13 protein-coding genes and 2 pseudogenes are annotated in these 15,823 nt (G+C 59.1%); 7 read left to right on the plus strand and 8 right to left on the minus strand.

Annotation, left to right across the window (positions count from 1 at the left end; genetic code table 11):
• Positions 1–96 (plus strand): annotated as a pseudogene (locus CFE42_RS15600) (integrase core domain-containing protein); the annotation flags it as partial.
• A 611-nt stretch (positions 97–707) separates the two neighbouring features.
• Here the strand turns inward: CFE42_RS15600 and CFE42_RS15605 are convergent.
• The 4 genes and pseudogenes from CFE42_RS15605 to CFE42_RS15620 form a co-directional block, all read right to left on the minus strand.
• Positions 708–1,349 (minus strand): hypothetical protein, encoded by a 642-nt coding sequence (locus CFE42_RS15605; RefSeq protein WP_004631299.1) that lies wholly within the window; start codon positions 1,347–1,349, stop codon positions 708–710.
• A complete protein-coding gene (locus tag CFE42_RS15610; protein ID WP_004631298.1) occupies positions 1,306–3,624 on the minus strand; it encodes a hypothetical protein in 2,319 nt (772 codons plus the stop codon). Before CFE42_RS15610 ends, CFE42_RS15605 begins: the two co-directional genes overlap by 44 nt.
• A 27-nt stretch (positions 3,625–3,651) precedes the next feature.
• A complete protein-coding gene (locus CFE42_RS15615; protein ID WP_004631297.1) occupies positions 3,652–5,559 on the minus strand; it encodes a hypothetical protein in 1,908 nt (635 codons plus the stop codon).
• 77 nt (positions 5,560–5,636) lie between these two features.
• Positions 5,637–5,954 (minus strand): annotated as a pseudogene (locus CFE42_RS15620) (peptidogalycan biosysnthesis protein); the annotation flags it as partial.
• Between the two features lie 55 nt (positions 5,955–6,009).
• Here CFE42_RS15620 and CFE42_RS15625 point away from each other — a divergent pair.
• The 3 genes from CFE42_RS15625 to CFE42_RS15635 are packed head-to-tail and all read left to right on the plus strand — an operon-like array spanning position 6,010 to position 8,636.
• Entirely contained in the window at positions 6,010–7,647 is a 1,638-nt protein-coding gene (locus CFE42_RS15625; protein ID WP_004631295.1) for an NAD+ synthase, read from the plus strand.
• A gap of 9 nt (positions 7,648–7,656) precedes the next feature.
• Entirely contained in the window at positions 7,657–8,283 is a 627-nt protein-coding gene (locus CFE42_RS15630) for a class I SAM-dependent methyltransferase (RefSeq protein ID WP_004631294.1), read from the plus strand.
• 14 nt (positions 8,284–8,297) lie between these two features.
• Positions 8,298–8,636 carry a P-II family nitrogen regulator gene (locus tag CFE42_RS15635; RefSeq protein ID WP_004631293.1) on the plus strand — a complete coding sequence of 113 codons (339 nt, stop codon included), beginning with the start codon at positions 8,298–8,300 and terminating at the stop codon, positions 8,634–8,636.
• Between the two features lie 44 nt (positions 8,637–8,680).
• Here CFE42_RS15635 and CFE42_RS15640 read toward each other — a convergent pair whose 3' ends face one another.
• The 3 genes from CFE42_RS15640 to trxB all read right to left on the minus strand — a co-directional run bounded on the left by CFE42_RS15640 (position 8,681) and on the right by trxB (position 11,101).
• Positions 8,681–9,304: a trimeric intracellular cation channel family protein gene (locus CFE42_RS15640; RefSeq protein ID WP_004631292.1), complete on the minus strand. Its 624-nt coding sequence runs from the start codon at positions 9,302–9,304 to the stop codon at positions 8,681–8,683.
• Between the two features lie 45 nt (positions 9,305–9,349).
• On the minus strand, positions 9,350–10,015 hold the full coding sequence (locus tag CFE42_RS15645; RefSeq protein ID WP_004631291.1) for a Smr/MutS family protein: 666 nt from the start codon (positions 10,013–10,015) through the stop codon (positions 9,350–9,352).
• A 129-nt stretch (positions 10,016–10,144) separates the two neighbouring features.
• Entirely contained in the window at positions 10,145–11,101 is a 957-nt protein-coding gene (gene trxB / locus CFE42_RS15650; protein WP_004631290.1) for a thioredoxin-disulfide reductase, read from the minus strand.
• A gap of 209 nt (positions 11,102–11,310) precedes the next feature.
• Here trxB and CFE42_RS15655 point away from each other — a divergent pair, with 209 nt between their 5' ends.
• From CFE42_RS15655 to CFE42_RS15665, 3 genes are all read left to right on the plus strand, one after another.
• Positions 11,311–13,656, plus strand: a complete 2,346-nt coding sequence (locus tag CFE42_RS15655; protein WP_004631289.1) for a DNA translocase FtsK — start codon at positions 11,311–11,313, stop codon at positions 13,654–13,656.
• A gap of 109 nt (positions 13,657–13,765) precedes the next feature.
• Positions 13,766–14,413: an outer membrane lipoprotein chaperone LolA gene (gene lolA, locus CFE42_RS15660; protein WP_004631288.1), complete on the plus strand. Its 648-nt coding sequence runs from the start codon at positions 13,766–13,768 to the stop codon at positions 14,411–14,413.
• A 35-nt stretch (positions 14,414–14,448) separates the two neighbouring features.
• Positions 14,449–14,874 carry a hypothetical protein gene (locus tag CFE42_RS15665; protein WP_004631287.1) on the plus strand — a complete coding sequence of 142 codons (426 nt, stop codon included), beginning with the start codon at positions 14,449–14,451 and terminating at the stop codon, positions 14,872–14,874.
• A 17-nt stretch (positions 14,875–14,891) separates the two neighbouring features.
• On the opposite strand, the gene CFE42_RS15670 is transcribed toward CFE42_RS15665, so the two are convergent.
• Positions 14,892–15,800 carry a LysR family transcriptional regulator gene (locus tag CFE42_RS15670; protein WP_004631286.1) on the minus strand — a complete coding sequence of 303 codons (909 nt, stop codon included), beginning with the start codon at positions 15,798–15,800 and terminating at the stop codon, positions 14,892–14,894.
• Positions 15,801–15,823 lie beyond the last annotated feature (23 nt).

Below are 15,823 nucleotides of genomic sequence, written 5' to 3' on the forward strand. Positions count from 1 at the left end.
CGTGCGATCGCCGACTGGATTCAGTTCTACAACCACCGACGGCCCCACCAAGCGCTGAAGATGAAGACCCCGGCTGAGGCATTCGCTTTAGCCGCCTAACCTGTGCAGGTTTCACTGGGTCATTACACCCCTTCGATTTCCCACGTCTCACCTAAGAACGGGATTGTGAGGGCAACATCGAAATCTGCGACTACCCTAGCTGAACGGCCCCGTCCGGCAAGCTTGAGGGCGAAGATGGTTCCGCCAGCCTGGCCGATAGACAGGACTCGCTCGATGGTTCCGCGAAGCTCGACGGTTGCCATGGATTCGTCAATCACCTAAAAGCATGCCAGTGTCTTCGAGATAACGAAGGCGCTGTAGCTTTGCCTCCACCTCGGCAGTTTGCTTCTTCAGGGCAATGTATCTAGCCTCAAGGTCGGCATAGTCCCCAGCGGCAGTTGCAGGTCTGGTGGTCGCCGGCACTCTTCCAGTATCGGAGTAGTGAGCGAGGACACTGGCGTCGAGTTGATGAAAGAGTGCGCTAATGGTTGAGTTGCTGTCGACTGTCGACCTAGTAATGCCTAGGAGGGCACAGATTCGCTGCCGCGACGCATATCCGAACTGGTTTATAGGTATCGAATCAAGCGCGGTTTCAGAAATCCAAGTGCGCAGTCGCTCGGAGTTCTCCTCTCCTATGGTTTTGGCCGATTTCACCTTACTATTAGCCATTATTTCTCCTCCCTCAAGGGCTTCACTTTCGCCAGACTTGCTGTAAGTTCAGCAACCCTCGCTTCGAGAGACGTTATTTCTCGTCGAGCTTCACTTTTGTTGCGCTCCAGTTGTCGGGTCATCTTAGCCAATTCCCTTTCTGCACTAGCTGCTCGGCGGCGTTGAATCACGATGTCGACTTGCTCTTGGTGCAAGGCTAGACTTTTCCAATAATCACGGTCTTTCGTTAGAGACTTGATAAGATTCGTTTTATTGGTGTCATGGATTTGTGATGCAGCCTTTGCAGCGAGCACCTTCAGAAGCGATTGGGTACGAAGTAAGAGGGTGGAATGATATGACTTCCCCAAAGTGTCGCGGCTAAAGCGCTGGGGTAAGGGAATGGATTTCTGACTGCAAAAGGCTTTGACACGTTGTGCAGTATGCTCGCAGTTTTTTGTAATATCCCATTCGCTGAAGGCTCTTACGTCGTCCGGATAGTAATCTATAGTCCGTTCCCCATCGCGGTCGCGGACAAAGTCACCAGCTTGGTCCAGCTTCCACGGGATGTTTGTCCGAGCCCATTCGTCAAGAATAAGAAGCTTGGCATCAATTAGTGATTCAACTCGCTTTCGAAGTGGTCCCTTTTCTACTTCTTTGGACATTTTGAGCCTCCTTGACGGCAAGTTCCCATGTGGCAATAAGTCTCTCGAAAAGAATTCTGTTAGATTCTGCCATGCTCTCCTCGCGCTCCATAATTGCACTCATGACTTCGGCATGTTTCGCAAATTCTCGCCGAACCGGTTTGGGTAGCGAAAAATCGGAGGACTTTTTTACCGCATAGTCACGGTCTTTCTCGAATTTTATGAGGGTATTTTGGGTAGTCATGAGATGTACACAGCCTTGGCACTTGCTAGGAGAGGCTAATTCCGTCCGCAAAGCTCCTGATTCGAAGCAATTTGCATGGCGCTTAGTATGCCTCGCAGTACCCGCCATACACGGCCCGTTGGGCTTTTCGCTTGGAAGGTAGCCACGTCCAAGGAGTATCGCGGTGACCTTGCTGGCTTTCTCGCCGACTGTGGAGGTGCGGAAATCGAGTGAGCTGTTCAAGCGCTTCGTAAGAGCCAAAATTAAACGAGGGAAAGCTCCGCCAAGCGGTCTGCCTGAAAAAAGGTCAAGAACCTTTTCGGCCAAATACGCTTTGCGCTCTTGAGTTAGCATCGCTCGAATCGAATTATTGCCTTCCTCAATTTTCCTATATAGACGCCCAATGCGCTGCGATGGTTCACGCTTATTCGGGTCGCGAAAATATGTTTCGGTAGCAGATTCGGTGAGGTGACCTACGTGATTCTCTAAAGCAAGCAAATCTGGGTGGTCATAGCGATAAATATGAAGTGTGATAAATGTGCGCCTAAACGGGTATGGACTCTTGTGAAACATCGCGGTGTCTACGCCCGCCAGTTCAAAAAACAGACTTGAATGACTACGCCAATGGAAGGGTATTGGTGGATTGGAAAATCCGATTGTGGTAAATGGACGCCATTCAAATAACTTCTGGAGGCGCGCCTCAGCGGTGTCAGATTTTCTTTCCAGTGGTGGTGTCTGAAAGGGCCTGTACCGTTGCGCAATCTCTTCCAAAAAATCAATGGCGTCTACAACAAGTCTATTGCACCATTGGACGCCCCAATCTTGTGGTGATTTTTCGCAATAAATGTCAAGTCGCCTTTCGGCGAGGGTGTCGGAGACTCTTGTTGTGCAGCCAAAATATAGTCCATAGGGCCGATGATGGCCTATAACCTCATTGGCTCGTCTACCTTGGTTTATCGTAATAAGTGCTGCCAGTGCACTGAAGACCGTATTGATTACGTTTGCGGATGTGTATCCGCGACCATCCTGATTCAATAACTGGTGGGGGAGTTTTCGACGGAAAACGATTTCTGCAATACGACGGTGAATCGTTGCTGCAAGGCCCGTATCATTCGGTCTATCTTTTTTCTTGTGCTCGTCCAGGGTAAGTCTCGCGGTATCTAATATTTCTAATACTGCGTCGTGAAAATCGTATAGCCAACGCAAGGACTCTTTAAAAATTGCGACTGCCGAATCCACGGATAGATTAACTGTCCGGCCATCGAAAGAGCCAAATTTCTCTTTGCACGCTGCTTCGACGATTGGGAATGGGAGGAATGAAATGCAGTCATTCTCGTCCGGGTGCAGGGCAAGACGATTTAATACGCGAAGCGTACTTCTGAATTCAGAATAGTTTCTGCCATGGGTTCCTGATTTGGATTCATTTGCAGAGTCGATTGTGGATGCGATTGATAAAATCTGTGTAATAAACGAACGAAAATAGCGTGGTACTGCGTTGCCTGAGACTGGAAGACCGATTAGTTTGCTAATTTCAGACGGACGTAAAGTCAGACTATTGGTATTTGAGCATCCCACGAGGTTGCGTGCGATTGTATCGTCGCGGCGAATCGCTTCCATAAGATTATGGAACGATTCGTCATACCGAAGAAGATTCCACCATCCCTGGTTGGACAGGTCATTTGCTAGCTGGGTAATGTCCTCTCTCGTGACGGTTCTAAGTGAATAATGCCCATTCCGTAAAAGCCAGACGAATATCCTTACCCCGTGATTAATGGTGAGGGAGATGGAAGCGGCCACATCTCCTTTGTCAGCTCCGTGCAGGGTCTTGTTTACTGCGAACTTGAGGGCGGTGATGATATTTGGGAACTTGGTCAGCGGTAATATTCCGGAATAAAGACTATTCGACTCGCCTATTGCAAGCGTATAGTTATTAAAATCATATATGGCCAAGCATTCGTCGCAAGCCTGATGGTGCGAAACGTCGATGACAACACGGTTGTCGTTCCACTCGGAGCGGAAGCGAGGGTGTTGGTCGTCGATTGGCACATCGAGTTTCTGCTTCCGGACTGGCATGGTGGTTCTCCAGGATTCTCGGAATTATTAAATCGCCTTCTCAAATTTTTTCATAGCCGCAACTAGTAGTCGTTTGAATGGGCTCTGTGATATCAGGCGATGTAGCGAAACGCAGAACAATATTCTTGGGAGATGGATGTGGATGAATCTCAAATGATTCTCTTCAATGAGTATCCGTATTGATTCTTTGTAGAATAAATATTGAATAGCTGTGTGTTCGATTTCTGATTCGGTTATGGTGAACTTAAAATATCCCATTGCTGAAAACCATGAGTCGGCAATGCACTCGGTGTCCGTGTCTTCCAAGGTGCTTACGGGAAAGAGTAGGAGGTTATTTTTTTTGACTAACTCTACCTCGTGCGCCAAGAGCATGTTGGTTCTTTTGCAAGCAAATATGGCCGAGGCTGCAAGGAGTCGGACAAAATGAAGTATATTTGCCTCACCCAGACAACGAATAATTGTGGAGTTAAGGTAGTGCGTTGTTGTCTCTGCTGAGGAATGGTTCAAGAATGCCTGGACTGAGTAAATGTCGCGGCGTAGTGATAGGAATTTTATATGCGCTGCCTGGTCACGAATATCCGTGTAGTTGAATCTTGGAATGCCAGTGTGCGAACAAAATAAATCGATGTTGTGAGCCCATTGGCCAAGAATAAAGACCTGCTGGGTTCCACGAGAGTATTTAAGATTTAGCGTTACAAAAACTGACTTTGATGTAGAGTGGGCATATTTGTCGATGTTTTTACGATGGGTCAGCAAGAGGCCTATGGCGCGGATTGCAATGGGGCTCTCAATTGCTTGGCCGATTTCGGTTCCACTTGATTCGTCTGGAACTGGTGAAATTGTTGCTTCCTCAAGTTGGTCGGATTTTGATTTTAGGCCGACTATGGTGTAGTTTCCGTTGTGAAATTTTATATTTTCAGATTTTAATGATAAAAGTGTATCCGGATTCCATCCCGTTTCGGCTAGCAAAATAATGAAACATGCAGTAAGTGCGAGACGAGGCAGGTAAAACTCGGATAACAAAGCCCCCAGAAGGTATCGGGCAGTATTTTCGCCACTAATCGTCACGAGGGCGGGTATGTCATAGAGAAATAGACGTCGTCGAGGGACAATCTTGTGATACTGGTGCTTTTTAGAGAGATAGAGCGTTGCTTTAAGACGAGTTTCGGGTGAGGCGCCTTCCAAAAAGAAGGTGGCATCATTATGGCCCTGCGCCTTCAACTCTTTTGCTATTCGAGGTGGCAGACCTGATAAAGGGTCTGATTTTCTGATTTCTCTGACTAGTTCAATGTAATTGTCGTAGTCATTCATTATGTGCGCGCAGCTGTCCATGACACGCTGCAGTCGAGAGACCAGATGGTGATTCGCGAGTGCGTCGGTCGTAGCTTGGTCGGTTTGCGGTACGGCAGTTAAGGGCTGCCGGAGGAATTCGTCGTCGAAGAAGTCGTCGTATGTCTCACTCAGGAGATTTACGCTCCCGCGCACAGGGACCCAACGAAATCTGGATGTAAAGCCGCACCTCTCTACTGTCTCGCCTGAGGAGAGGCGGGTACGGCAGTACAGAAAGATACGTCGAACGTGCAAGGAATGTTGTGCTTTATCGGCAACTTTTGCGTTGGCTACGAAGTCTTCGCAGGCGGAAAATAGGGAGTGGATATCGCGGACAGTGAGCTTGCTCGTTGGCGTGCCCAGGATTTCGCGGATATAGGGAGACTTGCAGAGCTGTGGTAACGCAGAGCACAGCGGATTGACGTAGTCGACAAGGAGAGGCGCATCCGCATCATTGATGGCTTCTTCGAAGAATCCCCCGCGCGCAATTTGCAGCGCGGCAAAGTCTAGTGTCTTTTTGCGTTCTTTGAGGACGCCATAGTGGCGTTGCCTAGTGGCAAGAGAGACAACTGTTTGTGCCCAAGTGTGCCTTTGTACACTAGCCATGGCTCACCGCTCCTTCGGCAGCGGCTTGACGGCTACCCGGTCAGTTGGTCACGTCTAGTTATAGTACATAGGTCACCGTACTCGCCATAGGAGTGACCTTTCACATACAGCGGCACAGCGGCGGCGAGCACTTCACCGTCGGGGCCGTCTTGCCATAGTGTCAGGTATTGCGGCGACCAGCCGGTGTCGGGCGACGCGCTGCCGCTCGCATGCAGGGCGTGCAGGAAATCGAAGCGCAGAAAAGGCGTTGCCTCGGGCTGCAGGGCGAGCAGGGCATCCCAGGCATCGCGGCCGATGTCACGCAGATCGGTCACAAGTCGCGTGCGATAATCGGTCAATTCGTGTCGCGAACCAGCGCGCGCTTGAGGCTCGGGAGCAAGGGGGCGAGAGGTCATGCCGCCGATTCTAATTCGAGCTTCGGATGCCGCGCTTGCAATCCACATTGCCCCCATGACCGTCTCTGTCGCTCTCGCCCAGATCAACTGCACCGTCGGCGATTTCGCCGGCAATGCTGCCCGCATTGTCGCCGCCGCGCGCGAAGCGCACCAGGCTGGTGCGCGCATCCTGCTCACACCGGAACTGTCGCTCACGGGCTATCCGCCCGAAGACCTGCTGCTGCGCCCGGCGTTCATCGACGCCAGCGCACGCGCGCTCGATGCGCTCATCGCCGAGCTGGCGGCATTCCCGGGCTTGCACGTGCTGATCGGGCACCCGCAACTCTCGCTGGAAGCCCCAGCGCCCGGCGTGCTGCCCAAGCCCACCAATAGCGCCACAGTGGCCCTTGACGGCCGTGTGGTCGGCCGGTACGACAAGCTTGAACTGCCCAACAACGAGGTCTTTGACGAGAAGCGCTACTTTCAGCCCGGCACCGAGCCCTTTGTGTTTGAAGTGGACGGCACGCGCTTCGGCGTCATCATCTGCGAAGACGCCTGGTACGCCACGGCCACGGCCTATGCCAAGGCCGCCGGCGCGCAGGTTGTGTTGATCCCCAACGCCTCGCCGTACCACCTCGACAAGGAAGACCTGCGCGAGCGGATCATCGGTGCCCGTGTGAAGGAATCGGGCTTGCCGCATGTGTATGCAAACCTCGTCGGCGGGCAGGATGAACTCGTGTTCGACGGGGGCTCGTTCGTGCTTGATGCCGAAGGCAACGTCGTCGTGCGGATGGGGCAGTTTGTGGAGGGCGTCGGCTACGTTCAGTTCGATGGCGGACGCGCCCTGCCGGGCACGATCGTCCCGGAGCCTCCGCTGGAAGCCCAGGTATACGAAGCGCTCAAGCTGGGCGTGCGCGACTACCTCGGCAAGAATGGCTTCCCGGGCGCAATCATCGGCTTGTCGGGTGGCGTCGATTCAGCGTTGGTGCTGGCGATTGCCGTCGACGCGCTGGGCGCGGATCGCGTGCGCGCGGTCATGATGCCCTCGCGTTACACGGCAGATATCTCGTGGGTGGATGCGCGCGACATGGCGGCCCGGCTGGGCGTGCAGTACGACGAAATCGCCATCAGCCCGATGTTCGACGCATTCAAGGGTGCCTTGGCGGAGGAGTTCCGCGGGCTGCCCGAAGATGCGACGGAAGAGAACATCCAGGCGCGCATTCGCGGCACGCTGCTGATGGCACTGTCCAACAAGAGCGGCCGGATCGTGCTGACGACCGGCAACAAGAGTGAAATAGCGGTCGGCTACTGCACGCTGTACGGCGACATGGCCGGCGGTTTTGCCGTCATCAAGGACATCTTCAAGACGCTGGTCTACCGGCTGTGCCGCTACCGCAATTCGTTGTCGGAGGTGATTCCGGAGCGCATCCTGACCCGCGCACCATCGGCCGAGCTGCGCGAGAACCAGACCGACCAGGACAGCCTGCCCGAATACGATGCGCTCGACGCCATCGTGCAGCGCTACATGGAGCAGAACCAGCCGGTGGCCGACATCATCGCGGATGGGTTTGCCGAGGCCGACGTACAGAAGATCGTGCGCCTCATCAAGATCAACGAATACAAGCGGCGTCAGGCGCCGGTGGGCATCCGCGTGACGCCGCGGGCGTTCGGGCGCGACTGGCGGTATCCGATTACGTCGCGCTTCAAAGAGTAAGCCCCCGGCATGCTCGATTACTACGCCAAGCGCGCCCCTGAATATGAGCGCATCTATACGAAGCCCGAGCGGCAGGGCGATTTGGCGCGGTTGAAGGCGCGCGTGCATGATCTGACGCGCGGCGCGCGGGTGCTGGATCTCGCGTGCGGCACCGGTTTCTGGGCCGAGCCGATGACCGATGCGCGCAGCATCGTCTGCGCGGATTACAACGACACCGTGCTGCGCGTTGCGCGTGGCAAAGGCATCGCCGGGGCGTCGTTTGTGCGCGCGGACAACGATGCGCTGCCGTTCGCGCCCGGCACGTTTGACGTGATGACGGCGGGCTGCTGGTGGTCGCATGTGCCGCTGCAGCATTTGCGCCAGCACGTCGAACGGCTGCATCGCGCGCTGGGGCCCGGCGTGCGTGTGCTGTGGTTCGACAACCTGTATGTGTTTGGCTCCAGCACGCCCATTGCCTACAGCGACCAACATGGCAACACGTGGCAGCGCCGCCCCTTGCGCGATGGCAGCGAACATGATGTGCTGAAGAACTTTCCCGACGATCCGACGCTGCTGCAAACGGTGGCCGGCATCGCCCAGGATGTGCGCATTAACCGGCTCCAGTATTATTGGACGCTTGAATACTTCACCAACTAGTGAGCGAGACACCCATGAAACAGATCACCGCCATCATCAAGCCCTTCAAACTGGACGAAGTGCGCGAGTCGCTCGCCGACGTGGGGGTGACCGGTCTGACCGTCACCGAGGTCAAGGGTTTTGGCCGCCAGAAGGGCCACACCGAGCTGTATCGCGGTGCGGAATATGTGGTCGACTTCCTGCCGAAGATCAAGATCGAGGTGGTGGTGGCCGAAAGCCAGGTCGAAAACGTGATCGACACCATCGTCAAGGCCGCCAAGACCGGCAAGATCGGCGACGGCAAGATCTTCGTGATGCCGGTGGAGCAGGTGATCCGCATCCGCACCGGTGAGAAGGACGAAGCAGCGGTCTGAAGCCGCTGCCCGTGGCCGGCGCGCTCGCGCCGGTCAGCGCCTGATCAACGCGGCAGGGTGATGTTCCAGCGCAGCGTCACCAGCCGGCCGATCACGATCGCCAGCGTGGCGATCACCACGGACACGCTTGGCAGCAGGTCCGTCTGCGTCAGCCCGACGTAGAGGAAGCACCCGAGAAACGCGCACGTTGCGTACGGGTGATTGTCCCGCAGCAGCATGGGGACTTCATTGCAGACCACATCGCGCAGCAGGCCGCCAAAGGCCGCCGTGATCACGCCCATCATCACCGACACAAAGATCGGCACGCCCGCATCAAGCGCCAGTTGCGTGCCGAGCACACCAAAGAGCCCCATGCCGATGGCGTCGGCCACGATCAGCACGCGATCGGACACCAGCTGGCTCACCAGCCGGATCACCCAGTTGGCGAACAGGCTCATCACGAACAGCGCGAGCAGGTATTGCTCGTGCTCGATCCAGTAGAAGGGCCGCCGATCCAGCAGTAGATCGCGCAGCGTGCCGCCGCCAAACGCGGTCAGGAACGCGACGATGAACGCGCCCACGGCATCGAGCCGGCGCCGTTTGGCCTCGGCCAGTCCCGAGATGGCAAACGAGAAGACCGCGAGGATCTCCACCCAGTGCATCACCAACTGCAGGCGGGTCACGTGCATGTGCGTGTTGTTCTTGTTGTGAGCAGGTGTAAGGAGGGCTGCGCGTCAGGAGCCGTACGGCTGGCGCAGCAGCACCAGCACCGCGCCCGCGCCGCCCGCCGTGTTGCGCGGCTCGACGAAGGCGATCACCTCTTCCTTCTGCACCAGCCACGAGCGTACCTTGCCCTTGAGCACCGGCGTTTTGTCGGGCGAGCCGAGTCCCTTGCCGTGGATCACGCGCACACACCGGATGCCACGCTGCACGGCACGGCGCAGGAAGGCGGCCAGCGCCTCGCGGGCTTCTTCGCGGCGCATGCCGTGCAGGTCGATCTGGTCTTGCGTGGCCCACTCGCCGCGGCGCAGCTTTTTGAGCACGTCGTCGCCAATGCCGGGGCGCCGGTAGGACAGCGTGTCGTCGGTCTCGAGTAAGTTGTCCACGTCGAATTCATCCGACAGGGAATCGCGCAGCACGGTCTGCTCTTCGGCGCGCGAGTGCACGGGTTCGGGCGCGGGCGGATTGCGCGGATGTTCGACGCGCTTGTTCTGGCGCAGCGCGCTGACCTCGCCGATGCTGGCACGGAACACGTTGGCTTCTTCGGCCGCCTTGCGTGCGGCGGCTTCGGCGCGCTGGCGTTCGGCTTCGCGTGCTTGCGTCTCATGCTTGAGCTGGTCACGCAGGCCGGCCAGATCGGTCAGGCTGAGCTTGTTGGCGGGGGAAGGGGCGCGTTTCATGGTGAAGGCAGGCGAGCACACCGGGGTGGGGCGTGTGTCGATTATACGAAGGTGCCGCACATGGCAACGCGGCCGATGGTCACCCATCGGCCGCGTTGTTTGCGCCCGGGAAACCTGGGGCGGTGCAGCTTATTCCAGGCTTTCCAGGTAGCGCTGGGCGTCCAGTGCTGCCATGCATCCCGTGCCGGCGCTGGTGATGGCCTGGCGGTAGATGTGGTCCTGCACGTCGCCGGCGGCGAAAACGCCCGGGATGTTGGTGGCCGTGGCCATGCCGTCCAGGCCGCTCTTCGTGCGGATATAGCCCGTGTCGTTCATGTCGAGCTGGCCGCGGAAGATGTCGGTGTTCGGCTTGTGGCCGATGGCGATGAACACGCCCGCCAGCTTGATCTCTTCGGTCTTGCCTTCGTTCTCGTGCGTGCCTTTCAGGCGGGCGCCCGTCACGCCGGATTCATCGCCCAGGATTTCATCGAGCACCATGTTGGTCTTGATCTCGATCTTGCCTTTCTTCTCCTGCTCATGCAGTCGGTCGATCAGGATCGGTTCGGCGCGGAACTTGTCGCGGCGGTGGATGAGCGTGACCTTGCTGGCGATGTTGGCCAGGTAAAGCGCTTCTTCCACGGCGGTGTTGCCGCCGCCCACCACGGCCACTTCCTGGCCCTTGTAGAAGAAGCCGTCGCACGTGGCGCATGCAGACACGCCGCGGCCCGCAAAGGCTTCTTCCGACGGCAGGCCCAGGTATTGGGCCGAAGCGCCGGTGGAGACGATCAGCGCGTCGCAGGTGTATTCGCCAGAATCGCCCACTAGGCGGATCGGCTTTTCCTTCAGATGCGCGGTGTGGATGTGGTCGAACAGCACTTCGGTCTTGAAACGCTCAGCGTGCTCCAGGAAGCGCTGCATCAACTCGGGGCCCTGCAGGTGTTCCTTGTCAGCGGGCCAGTTTTCCACGTCGGTGGTGGTCATGAGCTGGCCGCCCTGCGCCAGGCCGGTGACCAGCACCGGGTTCAGGTTGGCCCGGGCAGCGTAAATCGCGGCCGTGTAGCCGGCGGGGCCGGAGCCAAGGATCAGCACTTTTGCGTGTTTTGCCATGATGCGTTCTGAGTGTGCGCGGCACGAGGGGTGGAGCGCCGCCGTGCAGGCTAGGTAAGGGTGATGGGCGCCATTATAAAGTGGCACCCCCTCGTCCGCCCGGTTGTAAATTCCAATGGCGGTGATAGGGCCGCGTTACAATCGTTGGCATCGTATTTGTGCTGTCCCAAGCCGCGCGGCCTCGTCCAAGCGGCGCACCCGTCTCCCGCATGGCTCGAGCTTCCACCACTCCGACAACCCGCACCGATCCGTCCGCACTGCCGTCCCGCATTGGGCGGCTGCTGGGGGAGGTCCGCTGGTTCCTGTTGCTGGCGGTGACCATCGCCTTCCTGATCATTCTTCTGTCATACAACCGGGCCGACCCCGGTTTCACCCACGCCAGCCAGGTCGACGAAATCCGCAACCTGGGCGGCCGCGTGGGCGCGTGGCTGGCCGATCTGCTGCTGTTTGTCTTTGGCGCGTCCGCCTACTGGTGGGCGGTGCTGCTTGTGCGCAAGGTGTGGCGCGGCTGGCGCGAGCTGATGTCGGACGAACGCCTGCCGCGCGCCTCCATGCCGCGCGTTGATGCCAGTGTCACGTGGATCGGCTTTGCGCTCATCCTGGCTTCCAGCATGGGTTTGGAAGCCATTCGCATGTACTCGTTGCACATGAAGCTGCCGCGTGCGCCAGGAGGCGTGCTGGGCGATGTGATCGGCGGGGCGATGCAGCACTCGCTGGGCTTTACCGGCGGCACGCTTGCGCTGCTGTTCACGTTCCTGGTCGGGCTGTCGCTGTTCTTCCATTTCTCGTGGCTGAACCTGGCCGAGCAGATCGGCGCCGGCGTCGAGATGCTGTTCGTCGGCTTCAAGACGCGCCGCGAGAGCAAACAGGACCGCGCCATCGGCGAGGCGGCCAAGGTCGAGCGCGAGGAAGTGGTCGAAACCCGCCGAGTGCGCATTGAAGAATCGCCGCCGGTGCAGATCGTGCGCCCGACCGCCGTGGTCAAGAGCGAGCGCGTGGAGCGCGAGAAGCAGCAGCCGCTGTTTGTCGACATTCACGATTCCGACCTGCCCCCGCTCGCGCTGCTCGATCCGATTCCGCCGGTTGTGGAAACCGTGAGCGCCGAGACGCTGGAATTCACCTCGCGCCTGATCGAGAAGAAGCTCAAGGATTTCGGCGTGGAAGTGCAGGTGGTGGCGGCCTATCCGGGCCCGGTCATCACGCGCTACGAAATCGAGCCCGCCACGGGCGTCAAGGGCAGCCAGATCGTCAACCTGGCGAAGGACCTGGCGCGTTCGCTGTCGTTGGTGTCGATCCGCGTGGTGGAGACAATTCCAGGCAAGAACTGCATGGGCCTGGAGCTGCCGAACCCGAAGCGCCAAGCGGTGCGCCTGTCGGAGATTCTCGGCTCGCAGGTCTACAACGAGAGCGCATCGCAGCTCACGCTGGCGCTGGGCAAGGATATTGCCGGCAAGCCGGTCGTGGCCGACCTCGCCAAGATGCCGCACTGCATGGTGGCTGGTACCACGGGCTCAGGTAAGTCGGTCGGGATCAACGCGATGATCCTGTCGCTGCTGTACAAGGCGAAGGCCGACGCGGTGCGCCTGATTCTGATCGACCCGAAGATGCTGGAACTGAGCATCTACGAAGGCATTCCCCATCTGCTGTGCCCAGTCGTGACGGACATGCGCCAAGCCGGCCACGCGCTCAACTGGGCTGTGGGCGAGATGGAGCGCCGCTACAAGCTCATGAGCAAGATGGGCGTGCGAAACCTGGCCGGCTTCAACAAGAAGATCGAAGAAGCCGCCGCGCGCGAAGAAAAGATTCCCAACCCGTTCAGCCTGACGCCAGATGCGCCGGAGCCGCTCGACAAGCTGCCGATGATTGTCATCGTGATCGACGAGCTGGCCGACCTGATGATGGTGGTCGGCAAGAAGGTCGAAGAGCTGATCGCGCGGATTGCGCAGAAGGCGCGTGCCGCCGGTATCCACCTCGTGCTGGCAACGCAGCGTCCGTCGGTGGACGTGATTACGGGCCTGATCAAGGCCAACGTGCCGACGCGGATCGCGTTCCAGGTCAGCAGCAAGATCGACTCGCGCACCATCCTTGACCAGCAGGGCGCCGAAGCGCTGCTGGGCATGGGCGACATGCTGTACCTCGCGCCCGGTACCGGGTTGCCGGTGCGTGTGCACGGCGCGTTCGTGTCGGACGAGGAAGTCCACCGCATCGTCGACAACCTCAAGGCGCAAGGCGAGCCGAACTACATCGAAGGCATTCTCGAAGGCGGTGTGGCCGATGGCGAGGGCGGCGGCGATGGCTTGGGTGGCGGTGCTGGCCTTGTGGGTGCGGGCGGCGGCGAGGCCGATCCACTGTACGACCAGGCTGTCGATGTGGTGCTCAAGAATCGCCGCGCGTCGATCTCGCTGGTGCAGCGTCACCTGCGCATCGGCTACAACCGCGCCGCACGCCTGCTCGAAGACATGGAAAAGGCGGGGCTCGTGTCCGCCATGTCGGGCAACGGCAACCGTGAAATCCTGGCGCCCAACCGCAACGGCAACGTCGTCGAAGAGGAATGACGCTGCCCGCGCGCTGCGCGCATTTGCCGTTACATCGCGTTACCGCACGGGCGGAATGTTCCGTCGCTGCCGGCCACTAACAACAAGATCAACTGAAACCGGGATTCCTATGTTTGTGTTGAACGCGCGTCACCTGATGGCCGCCGGGCTGGTCTCTCTGGCGGCATGGTCTGCCGGCGCCTATGCAGGTGCGGTCGAACAGCTCAACGCCTTTGTGAGCAACGTCAGCACTGCGCGCGGCGAGTTCGTGCAACGGCAGGTGAAGGGCGGCACCAACGGCAGCCCGCTGCGCGTGGCCGGGACGTCCAACGGCGATTTTGTCTTCTCGCGCCCGGGCCGCTTCGTCTGGCGCTATGTGAAGCCGTACGAACAGCAGCTCTCGGCCGACGGCCAGATGCTGTACATCTTCGACAAGGACCTGAACCAGATCACGGAGCGCAAGCTTGATGCGTCGCTGGGCTCCAGCCCCGCTGCCATCCTGTTTGGCAGCAATGATCTGGCCAAAAACTTCACGCTTAAGGAAGGCGGCACCAAGGACGGCATCGACTGGGTCGAACTCACCCCCAAGGCAAAGGACACCCAGTTCCAGCGCATCGCCATCGGTTTTCGCAGCGGCGAGCTGCAGGGGATGGAGCTGCGCGACGCCTTCGGGAACACCACCTTGCTGACGTTCTCGAACATCCAGAAGAATCCGCAACTGCCGGCCAACGTGTTCCGCTTTACGCCGCCCAAAGGGGCCGACGTCATCAAGCAATGACGCGTGCAGGCCGGTTTTCGACCAGGAGACCGACCATGCCTTTGCCGTTCACCACGTCGCTGCACCGAGCAGCCGCTGTTGCCGTCGCTGCGTCAGCGGCGGCCGTCTTTGCGGGATGTGCCTCCACCGGTGCGTCCCGTTTTGACGTCGATTCCTTCCTCACCGCGCCAGACACGGTGCTGGCCGAGGCCTTGGTCAACAAGGATTTTCTGCACGCGACCGAGCTGCCCAGCGCCGAGTGCAGCGCATTGGTGAAGGGCCACGCCGGGCAGGTCGTGCCGATCCAGGCGCCGGCCGATCCGCGCCTGCCCGAGGCTTCGGCGCGTCAGCCGTTCGTGATTCAGCCGCCGGCCAGCGAGAACGTGTGGCTGCTGCTGCGTGCGTCCAACGGCGCGCAATCGTGTCACGGGCCGCTGCCCGCCAAGGCGTTCATGGGGCTGGTACAGCGGGCATCGAACTGACGGATTGCCCCGCCTTTTCAGGCGTGGGCCGCTTTCATGTCAGCGATGAAGGCGGCCAGCAGATCATTGCGCCGGGCGTCGCGGCGCACCGCCATGTCGAACGGCACCTCGTAGCGCATGGCAGCGGGTGCCAACGGCGTCAACAGGCCCTGGGCCACATAGGGCGCCGCAAAGTGCTCCGGCAGGTAACCCAGGTGCCGGCCGGACAGCACCAGCATTGCCACCGCTTCCATGTTGTCTGCCACCGCAGTCACCGGCCGCTCGGCCGGCGACCCCGCCGCTTCGGGCAGCGGATAGCTGCGCCACGCCCACGCGTGCGCCAGTGCCTGCGCGGGCGTCACGTCCCCAGCCTTGCGGAACAGCGGATGGCCGCGTCCCGCATACGCAAGCTGCGTCTCGTGGAAGATCGTCGTGTAGTCCAGCGCCGGCACACGGTGCCAGAAGTAGCCGATCGCCATGTGGATCTTGTTGTCGAGCAGCAGTCCTTCCAGCTCCCCGGGCGGGCGCACCGAGACCATGAAATGCATGGATTCATCGCGCTCCCGAAAGCGCTCGATGGCCTGACTGATGCGCGCATTCGCGTTGATGGGCGCATGACCGATCAATCCGAGATTCAACGTGCCGACCAGAGTACGCCCCACCTTGCGGGCCTCTGCGCTGACGACATCGAGCGCGCCCAGCAGCTTGCGTGCGGAATCGACGAAGCGTTCGCCGCGCGCGGTGAGCCGGAAGCCGCTGCGGCCGCGTTCGCATAGGCGGTAGCCCAGGCGGGTTTCGAGCGTGGACAGCTGCGTGCTGATGGTGGATTGGCCGGAGCAGCCCGGTCGCAGAGGAGCCGGCGTTGGACGCACGCGCTGCCTGACGTTGCCGTGGGAACCGGCCGGCGGGCGGATTCTGCGACAATCCCCGCATGAACGCTTCCGCATCTCTCTTCCCGGACGCGCCCGCC

The organism is Ralstonia sp. PBBBR1, assembly GCF_002256165.1.
Lineage (GTDB): Bacteria > Pseudomonadota > Gammaproteobacteria > Burkholderiales > Burkholderiaceae > Ralstonia > Ralstonia thomasii.